This is a genomic window from Lampropedia aestuarii, from assembly GCF_004803635.1.
Lineage (GTDB): Bacteria > Pseudomonadota > Gammaproteobacteria > Burkholderiales > Burkholderiaceae_C > Lampropedia > Lampropedia aestuarii.
The window spans coordinates 87695-103368 of record NZ_SSWX01000011.1; the positions used below are offsets into that span (position 1 = coordinate 87695).

14 protein-coding genes are annotated in these 15674 nt (G+C 59.1%); 4 read left to right on the forward strand and 10 right to left on the reverse strand.

Translation table 11 applies throughout. From position 1 onward, the window contains the following. Window positions 1–59: 59 nt before the first annotated feature. A complete protein-coding gene (locus E8K88_RS09935; protein WP_136406512.1) occupies window positions 60–3236 on the reverse strand; it encodes a glycerophosphodiester phosphodiesterase family protein in 3177 nt (1058 codons plus the stop codon). Between the two features lie 372 nt (window positions 3237–3608). Here E8K88_RS09935 and E8K88_RS09940 point away from each other — a divergent pair, with 372 nt between their 5' ends. Both E8K88_RS09940 and E8K88_RS09945 read left to right on the forward strand, forming a co-directional pair. Continuing rightward, on the forward strand, window positions 3609–4235 hold the full coding sequence (locus E8K88_RS09940; RefSeq protein ID WP_136406513.1) for a DNA-3-methyladenine glycosylase I: 627 nt from the start codon (window positions 3609–3611) through the stop codon (window positions 4233–4235). 7 nt (window positions 4236–4242) lie between these two features. Next, a complete protein-coding gene (locus E8K88_RS09945) occupies window positions 4243–4857 on the forward strand; it encodes a hypothetical protein (RefSeq protein WP_136406514.1) in 615 nt (204 codons plus the stop codon). Here the strand turns inward: E8K88_RS09945 and E8K88_RS09950 are convergent. The 8 genes from E8K88_RS09950 to cyoA all read right to left on the reverse strand — a co-directional run bounded on the left by E8K88_RS09950 (window position 4854) and on the right by cyoA (window position 13456). Then, on the reverse strand, window positions 4854–5861 hold the full coding sequence (locus E8K88_RS09950) for an LLM class flavin-dependent oxidoreductase (protein ID WP_136406515.1): 1008 nt from the start codon (window positions 5859–5861) through the stop codon (window positions 4854–4856). The two genes, E8K88_RS09945 and E8K88_RS09950, sit on opposite strands and share 4 nt — an antisense overlap. A 180-nt stretch (window positions 5862–6041) precedes the next feature. Beyond that, on the reverse strand, window positions 6042–7634 hold the full coding sequence (locus E8K88_RS09955; protein WP_136406516.1) for a gamma-glutamyltransferase family protein: 1593 nt from the start codon (window positions 7632–7634) through the stop codon (window positions 6042–6044). 172 nt (window positions 7635–7806) lie between these two features. Further along, a complete protein-coding gene (locus tag E8K88_RS09960; RefSeq protein ID WP_240754440.1) occupies window positions 7807–8304 on the reverse strand; it encodes an SCO family protein in 498 nt (165 codons plus the stop codon). Window positions 8305–8479: 175 nt separating this feature from the next. After that, window positions 8480–9403 carry a heme o synthase gene (gene cyoE, locus E8K88_RS09965; RefSeq protein WP_136406558.1) on the reverse strand — a complete coding sequence of 308 codons (924 nt, stop codon included), beginning with the start codon at window positions 9401–9403 and terminating at the stop codon, window positions 8480–8482. 83 nt (window positions 9404–9486) lie between these two features. After that, window positions 9487–9828, reverse strand: a complete 342-nt coding sequence (gene cyoD, locus E8K88_RS09970) for a cytochrome o ubiquinol oxidase subunit IV (protein ID WP_136406517.1) — start codon at window positions 9826–9828, stop codon at window positions 9487–9489. Between the two features lie 2 nt (window positions 9829–9830). Further along, on the reverse strand, window positions 9831–10463 hold the full coding sequence (gene cyoC / locus E8K88_RS09975) for a cytochrome o ubiquinol oxidase subunit III (protein ID WP_136406518.1): 633 nt from the start codon (window positions 10461–10463) through the stop codon (window positions 9831–9833). Between the two features lie 69 nt (window positions 10464–10532). Continuing rightward, the gene (gene cyoB / locus E8K88_RS09980) at window positions 10533–12530 is read right to left on the reverse strand and encodes a cytochrome o ubiquinol oxidase subunit I (protein WP_136406519.1); all 1998 of its coding nucleotides are present in this window, start codon (window positions 12528–12530) and stop codon (window positions 10533–10535) included. Between the two features lie 2 nt (window positions 12531–12532). Next, entirely contained in the window at window positions 12533–13456 is a 924-nt protein-coding gene (gene cyoA, locus E8K88_RS09985) for a ubiquinol oxidase subunit II (protein WP_136406520.1), read from the reverse strand. Between the two features lie 119 nt (window positions 13457–13575). On the opposite strand from cyoA, the gene E8K88_RS09990 reads away from it, so the two are divergent. Next, window positions 13576–15018 (forward strand): aminotransferase-like domain-containing protein, encoded by a 1443-nt coding sequence (locus E8K88_RS09990; RefSeq protein WP_240754442.1) that lies wholly within the window; start codon window positions 13576–13578, stop codon window positions 15016–15018. Window positions 15019–15064: 46 nt separating this feature from the next. On the opposite strand, the gene E8K88_RS09995 is transcribed toward E8K88_RS09990, so the two are convergent. Beyond that, entirely contained in the window at window positions 15065–15298 is a 234-nt protein-coding gene (locus E8K88_RS09995; protein ID WP_205880057.1) for a hypothetical protein, read from the reverse strand. Window positions 15299–15384: 86 nt separating this feature from the next. On the opposite strand from E8K88_RS09995, the gene E8K88_RS10000 reads away from it, so the two are divergent. Then, window positions 15385–15672, forward strand: coding sequence for a hypothetical protein (locus tag E8K88_RS10000; RefSeq protein WP_136406522.1), 288 nt, complete (start codon window positions 15385–15387; stop codon window positions 15670–15672). Window positions 15673–15674: the final 2 nt, after the last annotated feature.

The following is a 15674-nucleotide window of genomic DNA, read 5'->3' on the forward strand; positions in this document are numbered from 1 at the left end:
AAGCGCACAGCCCCTCTTGGCGCTCACCAAGAGGGGCTGTGCTTATTGCCTACTGAATGTTAAGCGCGCTTGGCAGCCTTCGCGCCTGCAGCATGGCGACGCTGGCGAATGCCCAATGCAGCCAGGGCGGCCGACAGACCCAGCAAGCCCATGACGCCAGTCGTTGGCACTGGTGTGGCGTTGCTAGGCGCAACGGCAGCAGCCACGCCCACACCACCCGGATCACGAATCACGCCATTGGCCAGTAAGTCGTTATCGCCCATCTGACCGTCTTGCAGGCTCAGGCGCACGGTATTGCCCGAAATGCTGGCTCCCGCAAACACATACCAGTGTGGCTCGGCCTGCTCTGGCGTTGGGCCAAACTTGTAGTACTGCGCGCCAGCTGGCAGCGCCGCAGGGTAAGTCAGCACCACATCGGCTGCAGCGCCTTCAGCGCCATCAACCAAGGCAAAACTGACCACACCATAAGGCATGCTCACGCCTTCTGGCAGGCTGCTTGGCTGTTGCAGGGCTGGCGCCTGGGCCGTGTCAAAGCGCCACAAACCGTCGCCGCCACCGCTGGCGCCCAACACCAATTGACCAGTTTGGCCAACTGCGCTCAGATCCAGCGCCACTGGTGCTGCCTCAAACGTGAATTCAATGCGGCAGTTGGCATCCACTGAGTCCAAGGTGTAGCTGCTGAAAGTCGCATCCCACTGGCCAGCAGCGCAAGTGCCGCCTGGCTGCGTTGGCACAATGCGGTAGCCTGGCTGGGCTGTCACACTGCACACCGCGCTATTGGCTTGTTCGCCCGCCACACAGCCCACTTCGCCGCCTTGCGGTGTCGTCACCTCCACATCGACCACAGGGACTGCAGCACCCACTTGCACAGTCAGCGGCGCGCCAAAAATCACATAGTTGTGCTCGCCACTCATCTGGTGGCGGTAGCCTGGCAACAGCGTTGCACTGCCATTGCTGCTAAAGCTCAGGCTGCCATCCTGGCCCACGCTAGGCTCAGTTGTGCCTGACAAATAGACCCAGGTATTGGCGCTGCTCTGGCTGATATTGCCAATCTGCGTGCGCAACTCGACCGGCACGCTGGTGGCGGTGTTCAATGCAATTGGTGCATCCAAAGGCGTGGTCGTCACACTGACCGGAAAGTCCTTGGCCCAGTGCGCATCATCGGTGGTGATACCGTGCATGCCCCAGCTGTAGAGCTGGTAGAAATCATCCTGTTTTCTGAGCGTCCATGGCCAGAAGGTCGTGCCGCGGTGTTTGGCCGCCTCAATAGTGGCGCGCTGCAAACCGCCGTAGTTGGGGTTAAAGGTCGAGGAGTAGCGCTGCGTATCGCTCAAGATGGCATCCAGATCTTGCTCGGGATTGCCAGTATTGGGCGAGCTGGTAAGAAAACCACCAGTAATACCAGGCAACTCAACGCGACCACGGTTGAGCTGGTCGCCCAGGAAGGAAATCATGCCAGACTGGGCCTCTACACCCTGTTCTTCAATCAGCTTTTTAAGGGCCGGCACAATCTTGGGATTGCCACTCTTGAGTTCGATGAAGTGGGTAATCGGCTGGTCTTTGAACTCTTCAAAAAACTCTTGCAGAGTCGGCACTTCATAGCCACTGTCAGTGCGCAGCGCCTTCACTTGCGCCAAGCTCATGCTCTCAATAGGGCCGACGCCATTGGTGGTGCGATCGACTGTGGTGTCATGCATCACCACCAACACATCATCGGTGGTGATGTAGATGTCGTTTTCAATCGCATCTGCGCCAACAGCGGCGGCGGCACGGGCACCTTCCAAGGTGTTCTCATCGGTCGTGCCGGGCATGCCACGGTGGCCCACCACAATCGGTTTGCGCAGCAGAGTGTTTTGCGGCAGCTTGGCCAACACCTCAGCAAACACCGTGCCGTTGGCCGAGACCACACCATTGACGCCGGTCAGCAAGACTTGCGCCGCCTCCACTGGCGTGCTGGCGGCGCTGTCGGCCCAGACAGTCACCAGCAAACGCTGCAGGTGTGCGACTCTGGCCTTGTTCAAAATGCCTTCAGGCAAGATGGCAATCTTGGCGCCAGCCTTGTTGGTCTGGCTGGCTACCTGCAAGACATCGGCATCGGTCTCAAGGCTGCTCAGGGACGGGAAATGCATCGCTGTTCGCGCCGCTGGCAGCGCGCTGCGCGCTGCTTGCAACACCGCGATATCGCTGGAGATCAGCGTCATATCTTTGAGCTCCAGCTTCTCACGCTCAGCCAGTTGCTTCATGGCTGTAATGGTCGCCAGGTCATCCACATACAGCGCGGGAATCGTCACACGGCTCTCGTCGCGCAGAAAAGCCAGCAAAGTGCCTGCGTCTGTGCCAAAGGCATCGCTCAGCTGCAACTCTGGCGTAATGGTGAAGTAGGCATTGCTGGCACGGCTGAGTTGTGCGCCAGCGGCACCGCCCAAGTCCACCAGTGTCGGTGCCATTGAAGCCTGGGTGGGCGGCTCTTGCGCGGCCACCACCGGAATAATCGGCTCAGGCAGCGCCGCAGTTTGCTCTGTCACGGTAATGCGGTCTACACGCATCGTCAGACCTGCCGTTTGCAGGCCAATGCCGCCCTTCGGGTATTGCTCGGACAGGGTGACGTCATGCAGCAGCTCACCATTCAAAAATTGCTGGACACGTTTGCCATGCACAATCACGGTCGCATGGTAGGTCTTGTCAGCACTGATGGCTTCGCTAAAGGGCGTCTTATTCAACACATTCCAGGCTCCGCCATTGCGAAAAGCGAACTCGGTGCCCGATGCCGCTGTTGCATCCCGGCGAATCGCAAACTGGTGGTAAGGCTCACCAGGCAGACTGTTGTCTGCCGCAGATGTGCGGTACATGATGCTGCCCCAGCGGCCATTGTCATTGGACTGGGTAAAGGTGAACTGCACATCAATGCGGTAATTGTCCCGCTCCAGCAAATGTTGCGGCAGCGACACACCGGTCATGCTGTACGAATCGGCCGAGCCATTGATGACCAAAGCGCCGTTTTGCACTGCCACCGAGCCTTTGTTGTTCGCATGAACCACCCAGCCTTGTGGCAGTGCAGTCAAATCGGCAAAGCTCTGGTCCAAGATCACGGCAGCACTTTCTGCCGCCTTGAGCGCAAACACACTGCCAGAAGTACGCACGGCATCGGAGGCACCAAAAGCGTGTGAGAGCGTGGGAGTCACAAAAGCCAGCGCCAGTGTCGCAGCGATGGCAAGAGGGGTTCTGAGCAAAGTCATACAGCGTACCTAGTTGGAAAAGGCCGCAGTATTACCAATTAGCTTTTCAATTTATTGACAGTCTTATGATTAATCCAAGACAGTTTTACGCAGTCAGGCAAGCTCTGCAAATCACCGTCGCTGAGATACTGCGGTGTCAGGATGGGCCGCAAGGCGTCATTTGCAGGCCATAGCCGTCGCCATGGACAAAAAAAAGACCACGCAGCAGATCGCCACAGACCTGTTCATCATCTCCACCCAGCCGCGTTGAAATCTATAAGGATGCAATGCGCGGCAAAAATCGCCTCAGGGCTATTTGCCCGGCGAAGTTTTTTAACAAAGCAGTGTGCCTTTTGGGCTTCAACCCAGAGGGCAAGGCACAATGCCTGCCCAATGACTTATACAGCTGACCCTGCATCCTCTGCCCCACTGCAGCGCTGCGCCTGGTGCGAAAGCGACGCGGCAATGCGCGACTACCATGACCATGAATGGGGCTTTGCAACGCTCGATGACACGGCCTTGTTCGAAAAACTCTGCCTGGAGAGCTTTCAGTCAGGCCTGAGCTGGCGCACGATTTTGAACAAACGCGCTGGCTTTCGTGCGGCCTTCGCCGATTTTGACTTTGCCCAAATAGCCCAATTCACCGCCGCCGATACCGAGCGGCTACTGGCCGATGCGGCGATTGTGCGCCACCGTGGCAAGATCGAGGCCACGCTGAACAACGCCCGGCGTGCTCAAGACATCGTGGCCGAATACGGCAGCCTGGCAGCATTTTTCTGGCCGTTTGCGCCGCGTACAGCCAAGCAGGACAGCACCATCCCATCCGTGACAGCAGAATCCACCGCGCTGTCCAAAGCCTTGAAGCAACGCGGCTGGGCATTCTTTGGGCCAACCACCGCCTACGCGTTCATGCAAGCCAGTGGCATGGTCAATGACCACGCCCCGCATTGCCATGTGCATGCCCAAGCCGAAGCTACCCGCGTGCAAGCACTGGCGCAACAAAGCTGGGCAGCGCGCTGAGACACCGATGCCCGCGCCCACTTCAGCCACCAAAATCCGCCCTGCATCGCCAAACACCTGGCGTACTTGGCGCCTGGCTGCTGCACTACTGGCCCTGCTGCTGGGCACCAGACTGATCGCCGCATTTGCGCAATGGCCTTGGCTGTATTGGCTGCTCGCCTGGCCTGGCACTGTGCAGCATGAAGCCAGCCATTGGCTGGTAGCCTGGGCACTGCAAGGCTCCCCCAGCCAATTCCATGTCTGGCCCGACTGGGGCGCGCTGTGGCGCCACAGCCAAGGCGGCGTGGGCGGCAGCTTTTCTTTGGGGAGCGTGCAGTTCATTCCGAATTGGTACAACAGCGCCAGCGTGGCTTTGGCACCGCTGCTGCTGTGGCCGATCAGCTTGCTGTGGCTCAGCCTGGCCCTACGCGCCCAGCTCTGGGGTCCCCGGCTGCTGTGGCTGTACCTGGCAGCCAGCAGTATCAGCAGTGCCTGGCCTTCGTCAGTCGACTGGCAACTGGCCTGGCAAGCGCCCGGCTCGTGGCCGTTGGCCTTGGGCTTGATCGCCCTTGTGAGCGGCGTGCTGTGGCTATGGTTGCGCCACTGGTGGCAGCGCAGGCCGCCACCCAAGAGCCTGGTTTAAAGCGCAGCGACAGCCTCAGCGGTCAAGCGCAAAGAATGCAAGCGCGCATCCAGCTCAAACACATCGGTGACCACCATCAGCTCATCGGCTTCGGTCTTGGCCATCAATTGCTGCAAGCCTTGCTGCAGCTTCTCTGGCCCGCCAATCACGCCAATGGCCAAAAAGTCCAAAATCGCACGGCGCGAAGGCAAGTCCAGGCTGTCCATAAAGCCTTCAACGGGCGGCTGCATCAGGCCGCGCTGGTTGGTCAAAATACCCAAAATACGCTGGTACGTACTGCTGGCCAAAAACTCGGCTTCTTCATCGGTGGCAGCGGCCACAATCGGCACGCCAATCATCACATGGGGCTTGTCCAAAAACTGCGAGGGTTTGAACAAATCGCGGTACATCTGGATCGCCTGAAGCAAGAAACGCGGCGCAAAATGCGAGGCAAACGCATAAGGCAAGCCCATGTGCGCCGCAAGCTGGGCAGAGTACAGGCTCGAACCCAACAGCCAAATTGGCACATGGCTGCCCGCGCCTGGCGTGGCAATCAAAGGCTGGCCCGGCTTGGGCTCGCCCAGCAGCAGCTGCAATTGCTGCACGTCACGGGGGAAATCCTCTTCGGTCTCAAGCCGGCCACGGCGCAAGGCACGCATCGTCGGCTGGTCGGTCCCTGGCGCGCGGCCCAAGCCCAAATCGATGCGCCCTGGGTAGAGCGCCTCCAAAGTCCCAAAGGCTTCTGCAACCACCAGCGGCGCATGGTTGGGCAGCATGATGCCGCCAGAACCGACGCGAATGTGCTGGGTCTGCCCGGCGACGTGGCCAATCAGCACCGCTGTGGACGAGCTGGCAATGCCGGGCATATTGTGGTGCTCGGCCATCCAGTAGCGCCCAAAGCCCAGTTGCTCGACATGCTGGGCCGTGCGCACCGCTGTTTGAATGGCCTCGGCCACCGTCTGGCCCTGGCGGACGGTGACCAGATCCAGCATCGAGAGTTGGGGTTGTGCAGAGTGTAGGGACATAGGGCGTTGGAGTTATGAATGTCTGAATAAGGGCCTAGCTGCAGCGAGGTGGATGGCACACATCCAGCAGGGCTTGTGCAGGCAGCGTGCTTGAAGGCGTCAATTGAAGCAGAAAAACAAAAAGGCCGCTGTCACGGCCTTTTTGTTTTTGATGTAGGCAATACGCCCCACCGCATGCAATCAATAGGCCACCGCCTGGCCATCGCGGCGATGGTCAGAGCCTGCAACATAGGCCGCTGAGCCGTCCGCCGTCTGCAAACGCTCGACCAGTTGCGCACTGCCAAAATCCAGGTTGTCTTCTGGCATCGTACGCGGCGTGTGGCCCATCGCTTGCAAACCCGCAGCGATCTCGGGCGCCACGCTCGGCTCCAGAATCAACTGGGCGGCATCGTCGATGCGCCAGCGCGGCGCGTCAGAGCAGGCTTGTGGATTCCATTGCTCGACCACCTTGCGCAACACCATTTGCGTATGGCCCTGCGCCTGCATATTGCCGCCCATCACGCCAAAGGCCATCACTGGCTGGCCGTCTTTGCTGAGAAAACCCGGAATGATCGAATGCAAGGGCCGCTTTGCACCCGCCACTTGGTTGACATGGCCGGGCGTGGTGACAAAGCCCGAGCCCCGGTTATGCAGCGCAATGCCGGTGCCCGGTACGACCACGCCCGATCCAAAGCCCCGGTAATTGGACTGGATGAAAGACACCATACGCCCTTCGGCGTCTGCCGCGCACAAGTACACCGTGCCACCCGATTTGGGCGTGCCTGCGACATGCTGGCCAGCGCGCTGTGGATTGATGCTGCGGGCGCGCTCGCGCAGATAGCTCGGATCGAGCAAGTCACTGGCACTGCAACGCATGTGCGCGCCATCGCCCACATGCGTATGCAGGTCGGCAAACGCCAGGCGCATGGCTTCAATTTCCAGGTGCATGCGCTGGGCCGAACCCATTGGCGCGTCTTCATACGGCAGGTTTTCTAATAATCCCAGTGCGATCAAAGCCGCCACGCCCACGCCATTGGGCGGGATTTCATGCACTTGGTGGCCACGGAATGTGGTGGAGATCGGCTGCACCCATTCGCTCTGGTGGGCCGCCAGATCGGCCGCAGTCAGGGCCGCACCATGCTGGGCGGCATGGTCAGCAATCGCCTGGGCCAGGCGGCCTCGGTAGAAAGACTCGCCTTTGCTCAGAGCAATCTCTTCCAAGGTTCTGGCCTGGTCGGCCAACGACCAAATTTCCCCTGCCACTGGCGCGCGGCCATGGGGCATAAAGGCCTCAAAGCCGGGGTGCATGTACAGGTCTTTGGCTGCTTGCTGCCACTGCCTGGCAATGATGGGGCTGACCGGAAAGCCATCACGGGCATGGCGAATCGCGTCAACAAACAAATCCTCAAAGGGCAGCCTGCCGAGTTTTTCAGACAAGGCCGCCCAGGCTGCGACCTGGCCTGGCACGGTGACACTGTCCCAGCCGCGCAGTGGCATCGTCTCCATGCCGGCAAAGCGCGCGCTATGCCATGCCGCGGGCGAGCGGCCTGAGCTGTTCAAGCCATGCAATTGCCCGCCATCCCAGACCAGCGCAAAGGCATCACCACCAATGCCATTCATCACTGGCTCAACCACCGTGAGCGTAATCGCTGCGGCCAGCGCCGCATCAATCGCATTGCCGCCACGTGCAAAAACGGCAGCACCAGCCTGGGCAGCCAATGGCTGGCTGGTTGCGACAATATTGCGGCCCAGCACAGGCGCGCGGCGGGAGGGGAAAGGAAGAGTCCAATGCATCAGGGGTCTGGCTTTCGTGAATAAAAGCGGTGCGTACCGCTTGGGCGATGGCGCCCTCCATGGCATGCGCCATTGGCACCATCTGCGCGAAGCCCCACATCATGCCAAAGTACCCGCGTGTTGTGAATACAACACGTCCATGCCAGCACAGTCGCGGCCCTCAAACATGCCATCACTCACTGAGCAGCTGCCGCACATCGGCAGCCAAATCCTCGACTGCCGCACCATATGGTGAATACAGGCGCAGCTTGCCGTGGCGGTCATAGACATAACCGCCGGCTGAATGGTCCATCGTGTAGTACGCGTCGCTGCCCTCGGCCCCCTCAGAGCCTGCAGTCGCAGGCAGCTCAAGCGGTACTTTCTGGTAGAACACTTTGAACTCGCGCGCCATGCTGCTCAATTGCTCTGGCGAGCCAACCAGGCCGATGGCGCTGGTATCAAAGCTGTCCAGATAAGCGCGCAGAATCTCTGGTGTGTCCCGCTCAGGATCCACAGTGACAAAGATGGCCTGGAAATGCGAGCCCTCAGCGCCCAGCAACTCTTTGACTTGCGCCAGCTCCAGCATCGTCGTCGGACAGACCTCCGGGCATTGCGTAAAACCAAAAAACACATAGCTGACTGGGCCTTGCAAGAGGCTTTGGTCACGCATCACACCAGCCGTATCTGGCATGCGCCAATCGCGGCCATAGCTGGCGCCTGTCACTTCATGGGAGTGGAAGCGGCTAGCTGCAGAAGTCTGTTCACGACAGCCCTGTAGTGCCAGCGCCAACGCAGCCATGCACAAGAGCGCGCTACAGCGCATCCACCTCTGCCAAAGCATCGCAGCACGCATTGTGTGGCCTTTGCTAAATGAGTAGTCCATAGTGGTCCAGCATGAGCGCTGCGAACAAGGCTGTCAAATGCCACAACGACCAGCGGAATGTGCGCTTGGCCAAGGCATCGCTGTAGTGCTGGTGCAAGCGCCAGGCATAAGCACAAAACACTGCGCCGCAAACGCATGCAACGAGGCCATAGCCCAGGCCACTCATGCCTTGCAGCAGTGGCAGCAGGCTGATCGCCCACAGTGCCACGGTGTAAATCAGCACATGGCGGGTCGTATAAGCGCGCCCGTGTGTAACGGGCAGCATTGGCAGTCCAGCGCGGCGGTAGTCTTCCACCCGGTACAGGGCCAGCGCCCAAAAGTGCGGCGGGGTCCAGATGAAGATGATCAGGAACATCAACCAGGCCTCAGGCCCCACCGTGCCCTGCATCGCCGCCCAGCCCAACACCGGCGGCATCGCCCCCGAAGCGCCACCAATCACAATATTTTGCTCTGTCGCACGCTTGAGCCACACGGTATACACCACTGAATAGCCCAGCAAAGTAGCCAACGTCAAGCACGCCGTCAGCGGGTTGATGCACAACCACAGCAAGAGCCCACCTGCTGCTGCCATCAGCAGGCCCACAGTGATGGCCAAACCGCTGGCGACCGTGCCCTGCGCGGTGGGCCGCGCGGCGGTGCGCTGCATGCGCGCATCAATCTGCCGCTCTATCACGCAGTTGAATACCGCCGCCGCAGAAGCGAGCAGCCAGATCCCCCCGGCGGCTATCGCAATCCGCGCCCACTGCTGGGCATTGGGCCAGGCAGGCAGGGCCAGCAGCATGCCGATCAGGGCACAAAACACAATCAATTGCACAACACGGGGCTTGGTGAGCACCCACAAACCGCGCAGTAAGGCGCGCCCGCTCAAATGGCCTGACGCAGGCGTTGGTGCGGCGCGCGCGGGCATAGTTGCAGCGGGTGCGCGGTAGAGTTTGGGCGAATTCATGGCTTGCTTTTAAGATCCTGTGCGGCGGCAGCGGCGCAGCGTGATCACTGGCTCATCATGTGAAAGTGCATGCTCCAGATGATCCAGATCGACAGTGCAACGACGATGAACAAAATCACCAAAGTAAACACAAAGCTGGCCAAGTTCCAGCCGCCTTCAGAGCTGCGGTTCATATGCAGGAAGTACACCAGTTGCACCACAATTTGCGCCACGGCAAAGCCCACCAAAATCAACAAGGTCGTGGGCCTGGGCAGCATAGGCTGCATCACCAGGAAAAACGGAATCACAGTCAAGATGGCGCACAGCACAAAGCCCACCAGATACGACTGGGAGCTGCCATGGCTTTGGCCTGCACGGCTGGTAGCGGTTGAATCGGAAGCTGCCATGGTTAAAACGCTCCAAACAAATACACGAAGGTGAACACACAAATCCAGACCAAATCCAGAAAGTGCCAGAACAGGCTCAAGCACGAGATGCGCGTAATCGCCACGCTCGTGAGCCCTTTGCGGCTGATCTGGTGCATCACCACCGCCATCCACAGCAAACCCACCAGCACATGCAAGCCGTGCGTGCCCACGAGCGCAAAGAACGCCGACAAATACGCACTGCGCGTAGGCCCAGCTCCCACCGACACCAGGTGCTGGAACTCATAGACCTCCATGCCAATAAATACCGCGCCAAATGCAAAGGTGATGCCGAGCCAGCGCAGCACCCCGGCTTTGTCCAGCCGGTGCATGGCCTGCATCGCAAAGCCATAGGTGATGCTGGAGAACAGCAACATGAAGGTCGCAGCCAGAATCAGCGGCAGATTGAACAGCTCCGCGCCGGTCGGCCCGCCCGCATAGGCATTGCTGAGCACCGCGTACGAAGCAAACAAGGTGCCAAACAGCACGCAGTCGGACATCAGGTAAATCCACATGCCCAGCACCTTCATCGAGCCTTGGTCGTGGGCATGGTCGTGGTCGCCATGCGCATCGGCATGCGCTGACGGGTGCTGCGCAGAGTGCGCCAAAGTAGTCATGGTTTTTTCTCCTGGTGCGGGCAGGCGCTGGCCCAAGGCTGCGCCTGCCTGCGTTCTTAAGGCTGGACGTTAATGGCTGTGGGCGAGCTCGGCGGCACGGGCTTTGCGCTCGGCACTGGCCTGCTCGATGCGTGCGACTTCAGCAGCGGGCACGTAGTAATCGACATCTTCGTTATAGGAGCGCACGATGAAAGTCACGATCACGGCCAGCAAGCTGGCAGCAGCCAACCACCAGATATGCCAGATCAAGGCAAAGCACAAGGCCAGAATCCACACATTCACAATGAACGGCACGCCTGTATTGGAGGGCATATGAATCGGTGCGTAATGCTTGGGCGCTGCAGGCAGGCCGTGTTTTTTCGCTTCGTAGAACGCATCCAGACCATCGACCTTGGGCAGCACGGCAAAGTTGTAGAACGGCGGCGGCGAGGCGGTGGCCCACTCCAAGGTGCGGCCATCCCATGGGTCACCGGTCAAGTCCTGGTTGGCCAATTGCTTGCGATTGCGAATGCTGACGGCGATTTGCAGCAGCATCAGCACAATGCCGGCAAAAACAAACAAGGCTCCGACAAACGCCACGTACAAATACGGCTCCCAGGCAGGGTTGTCGTGCTGGTTCAAGCGGCGTGTCATGCCCATGAAACCCAGCATGTACAGCGGCATAAAGGCCAGGTAAAACCCGATCACCCAGCACCAGAACGAATACTTGCCCAGGCGCTCATTGAGCTTGAAGCCAAACACTTTGGGGAACCAGTACACCATGCCGGCGATATAGCCAAACAAGGCGCCACCAATGATGGTGTTGTGAAAGTGCGCAACCAGAAACAGGCTGTTGTGCAGCAAGAAGTCCGCACCTGGAATGGCCAGCAAAACGCCAGTCATGCCGCCAATCGTGAAAGTGACCAAAAAGGCAATCGTCCACAGCATCGGTACGCTGAACTCGACCCGCCCGCCATACATCGTGAACAGCCAAGTGAAAATTTTCACGCCGGTCGGGATGGCAATAATCATCGTCATGATGCCAAAGAAGGCATTGACGCTGGCGCCCGAGCCCATCGTGAAGAAGTGGTGCAACCAGACAATGAAGGACAGCACACCAATGGCCAGGGTCGCGCCCACCATTGACTTGTAGCCAAACAGCTTTTTACGCGAAAAGGTTGCGGTGATTTCAGAGAAAATCCCGAACGCCGGCAGCACCAAGATGTACACCTCAGGATGGCCCCAGGCCCACACCAGGTTCACATACATCATCGGGTTTCCGCCCAAGGTATTGGTGTAGAAATTGAAGTCCAGATAGCGGTCAAGACTCAAAGCACCCAAGGCCACGGTCAGAATCGGGAAGGCTGCAATGATGATGATGCTGGTGACAAACACCGTCCAGGTGAACACCGGCATGCGCATCAAAGTCATACCAGGTGTGCGCATACGCAAGATCGTGACAAACAGGTTGACACCCGTGAGCAAAGTCCCCAAGCCCGAGGCCTGCAGAGCCCAGATGTAGTAATCGACCCCGACCCCAGGACTGAACTCAATACCCGACAGCGGCGGATAGGCCACCCAGCCTGTCATCGCAAACTCACCCACAGCCAAAGACAGCATCATCAGCACTGCGCCGACCACGAAAATCCAGAAGCTGAAGGCATTCAGAAATGGGTACGCCATGTCGCGCGCGCCAATTTGCAGCGGCACGATGATGTTCATCAAACCCACGACAAACGGCGTGGCGACAAAAAAGATCATGATCACACCATGGGCGGTGAAAATCTGGTCGTAATGCTCAGGCGGCAAAAAGCCAGCATTGCCTGGCCCAGCTACCGCCAGCTGCGCGCGCATCATCAAAGCGTCGGCAAAGCCGCGCACCAGCATCACCAATGCAACGACGATGTACATGATGCCGATTTTTTTATGGTCTACGGTCGTGCACCAGTCTCGCCACAGTGGTCCCCACCATTTGAAATAGCTCACAAGCCCAACCAGGGCAATCCCGCCCAAGACCATGGCGATCAACGTCACCACGATGATCGGGTCGTGCGTTGGGATGGCCTCCCACGTCAACTTTCCAAACATGCTTACTCCTTGTGTGCTGCAATGGCCGCAACGGGTGCATTAGGCGCTGGGGCCTGCACGGTCTCGGCCGAGCGCGTGTTCTCACCCACGCCAATAAACTGGTCAATCACGCTTTTGAACAAGTTGGACTGCACGCCACCAAAATGCACGACTGCATGGCCCTGCGAAGGCTGCGCGACTTTCTTGAAGGTCTCGAAATCCAAGCTGATTGGTGCTGTGCGTACCTGGCTGACCCAGCGCTGAAAATCCTGCTCGCTGGTCGCCTTGGCGATGAAATTCATCTGCGAAAAACCATGCCCGCTGTAATTGCCCGACATGCCACGGAACTCACCCTCTTCATTGGCGATCAAGTGCAGCTTGGTGCGCATGCCGGCCATCGCGTAAATCTGCCCACCCAGCTGTGGGATGAAGAACGTATTCATTGTCGAGTTAGAGGTGATGTCAAACACCAGCTGGCGCCCAGCCGGGAAATTCAGCTGGTTCACCGTGGCAATGCCGTAGTCCGGATAGACGAACAACCATTTCCAATCAGTCGCAATCACTTGCACATGCAACGGCTCACCCGCTACATCGAGCGGCCGGTATGGATCGAGCTCATGGGTGGACTTCCAGACAATCGTGGCCAGCGCAATGACGATGAGCAGCGGCACGCCCCAGACCACCACCTCGACCTTGGTCGAGTGGGCCCAATCAGGCCGGTACTCTTCCTTGGTGTTGCTGGCACGAAAACGCCACGGAAACCACAGCGCCATGACAATCGCCGGCACCACCACAATCAGCATCAGGCCAATACAAATAAAAATCAGGTCACGCTGGGCGATGCCCACCGCGCCTTTGGAGTCAAACAACACCCAGTCGCAGCCAGCCAATGCGGCAGCCAGCGCAGCCAGCCCCCCCCAGCGCAGGCCATTCCAGATTGATTTCATCGCGAAGCCTTGTCGAAAAAGAGATCAAATAACAGGTAAGATGGAATGCAGAAAACCATACAAACAAAACCAAAACCATACAAACTGTATCACGATTTCAGACTTGTATGTTTTTTTTAATGCGTACAAAAATCATTGAAACACCTGCATCCATGCCGTTAGACCGCAAACTCAAAAAAGCCAATCACGCCTGGATACGTCCACTGCAAGCCAAAGGCGGCGCCAGATACATACAAATTTCCCAGCAAATCATGGCCGCCATCGACGATGCCGTTTTGCTGCCAGGCGACCGCCTGCCACCGCAGCGCGACTTGGCGCAGCTGTTTGGCGTGGACCTGACCACCGTCACGCGCGCCTTGACCGAGGTGCGCAACGCGGGCTTGCTCGATGCGCATGGCGCAGGCGGCACCTTCATCACCACCAGCAGTGCCAAAGACAATCGCACGGTGGATCTGAGCATGAACATCCCACCGCTGCTGCACGGCAGTGCCTTTGCACAAGCCATGGCACAAGGCCTGCAAGCGACGGTGCCGTTGCTGGGCCAAGGCGACCTGATGAGCTACCACGTCGGCCCCGGCACCAAGGCCGACCGCGAAGCTGCGGCGCTGTGGCTGCGGCCCATGCTGGGTGCGATCGACAGCGACCGCATCGTGATTTGTCCAGGCACGCAGTCGGCGCTAGCCGCATGGTTATTGGCCTATACCGAGCCTGACGACAGCATCGTTGTCGATACGTTGACCTACCCCGGCATGCTGGCCGCCGCCCGTTTGATGCAGCGCAACATCGTGCCGGTAGAAGCCGATGCGCAAGGCATGTGCCCCGATGCTTTGGAGGCGGCCTGCAAAAACCACGCTCCAGCGATGGTGTATCTGGTGCCTACCATCCACAACCCGACCACAGTCACGCTGCCCCAAGAGCGCCGCCAGGCTTTGCTGGCCGTGGCCAGCCGCTACCAGATCCCGATTCTCGAAGACGATCCATACTGGCTGCTTGCAGGCGACGCCCCACCCCCGCTGGCGACCATGCAAAGCGCCAGCAGCAGCCCGGTGTACTACGCATCGACCCTGTCCAAGTATTTGGCACCAGGGCTGCGCACCTCATACATGGTCGTGCCGGCCGCTCAGCCAATTGAGCCTTTGCTGGATGCGCTGCGCTCGATCACGCTGATGGCCCCACAGCCACTGGTTGCGCTGGCCAGCCACTGGATTCGCAGTGGTCTGGCGCAGGAGCTGTTTGAGAAAGCCCGCCAAGAGCTGGTCAAACGCCAGGCGATTGCGCACAGCATCTTGCCCCAGCCGCTGTGGGCACACCCCGGCGGCCTGCATGCGTGGCTGCCGCTATCGACCAAGATCGACCTCTACCGCATCATCCAGACCGCGCAAGAGCAAGGCCTGGGCGTAGCCAATGCCGAAGCCTTTTCCCAGGCCGACACACCGCCCAGCGGCATTCGCATCTCGCTGGGCGGCGCGCCCGATGCGCGTGGCCTGCAAACAGCACTGGAAAAACTCACAGCGATCCTGCGCGACCAACAAGCCCCGCGCGCACCACAAGCGATTGTGTGATCGCAGCTGGCAACTTCACGGCCGCCTGCCGCGGCCAGCTGCGTGATCAGGGCTGATTCGCAGCTTCCTCACACAGCTGCAGTTGCTGGCCGGTTGCCAGCACCAGCAAGGCATTGCCTGTGCGCAATGCATGAGAATTGTCGTAGCGGTAGCGCAGCACGGTCTCGACTGAGCCGTCGACGCGCTGCATGCGGGTAGTCTGGCACTCCACTGATACACAGTCACCCGCTTCGGTGCGCGCCACCACCCAGGTATTGTGCAATTGCATCTGAAATGGCATCGTGCTTTCGGCGCTCCATTTTTGAATATAAACATACAAAACCATTTTGTATGGATTTAATTCTCATTGTATGTGAAAATAATTCCATGCACACTGCTTCTTTCCCCCGCCCTGCGTCTAAAGCCCGCTTCCATACGGTCATGCTGGCCTGCCTGGGCTTCACCATCGCGATGACCGCTGCACTGGTGTATGTCGTCTCACGTCCCCAAACGCCACAAGTCCAAAGCGCCGAACAGCATGCAATCACCATGTGCAGGCAGCGCAGCGAAGACCCTGCGCGCACCGCCATCTACCGCAGCACACACGGCCAGGCCTGCCAGGAAATGGAAAAACAGTACCGGCTGAAATTCGGCCAAGCCCCCGAGGCCTCCTGAGC

Coding starts and splice junctions, on each gene's coding strand:
- E8K88_RS09960 (WP_240754440.1), bottom strand. CDS start 8,304: ATGCCAGATACGGCTGGTGTGATGCGTGACCAAAGCCTCTTGCAAGGC.
- E8K88_RS10000 (WP_136406522.1), top strand. CDS start 15,385: ATGCACACTGCTTCTTTCCCCCGCCCTGCGTCTAAAGCCCGCTTCCAT.
- cyoE (WP_136406558.1), bottom strand. CDS start 9,403: ATGCCCGCGCGCGCCGCACCAACGCCTGCGTCAGGCCATTTGAGCGGG.
- E8K88_RS09950 (WP_136406515.1), bottom strand. CDS start 5,861: ATGTCCCTACACTCTGCACAACCCCAACTCTCGATGCTGGATCTGGTC.
- cyoB (WP_136406519.1), bottom strand. CDS start 12,530: ATGTTTGGAAAGTTGACGTGGGAGGCCATCCCAACGCACGACCCGATC.
- E8K88_RS09955 (WP_136406516.1), bottom strand. CDS start 7,634: ATGCATTGGACTCTTCCTTTCCCCTCCCGCCGCGCGCCTGTGCTGGGC.
- E8K88_RS09935 (WP_136406512.1), bottom strand. CDS start 3,236: ATGACTTTGCTCAGAACCCCTCTTGCCATCGCTGCGACACTGGCGCTG.
- cyoC (WP_136406518.1), bottom strand. CDS start 10,463: ATGACTACTTTGGCGCACTCTGCGCAGCACCCGTCAGCGCATGCCGAT.
- E8K88_RS09940 (WP_136406513.1), top strand. CDS start 3,609: ATGACTTATACAGCTGACCCTGCATCCTCTGCCCCACTGCAGCGCTGC.
- E8K88_RS09945 (WP_136406514.1), top strand. CDS start 4,243: ATGCCCGCGCCCACTTCAGCCACCAAAATCCGCCCTGCATCGCCAAAC.
- cyoA (WP_136406520.1), bottom strand. CDS start 13,456: ATGAAATCAATCTGGAATGGCCTGCGCTGGGGGGGGCTGGCTGCGCTG.
- E8K88_RS09995 (WP_205880057.1), bottom strand. CDS start 15,298: ATGCCATTTCAGATGCAATTGCACAATACCTGGGTGGTGGCGCGCACC.
- cyoD (WP_136406517.1), bottom strand. CDS start 9,828: ATGGCAGCTTCCGATTCAACCGCTACCAGCCGTGCAGGCCAAAGCCAT.
- E8K88_RS09990 (WP_240754442.1), top strand. CDS start 13,576: ATGCGTACAAAAATCATTGAAACACCTGCATCCATGCCGTTAGACCGC.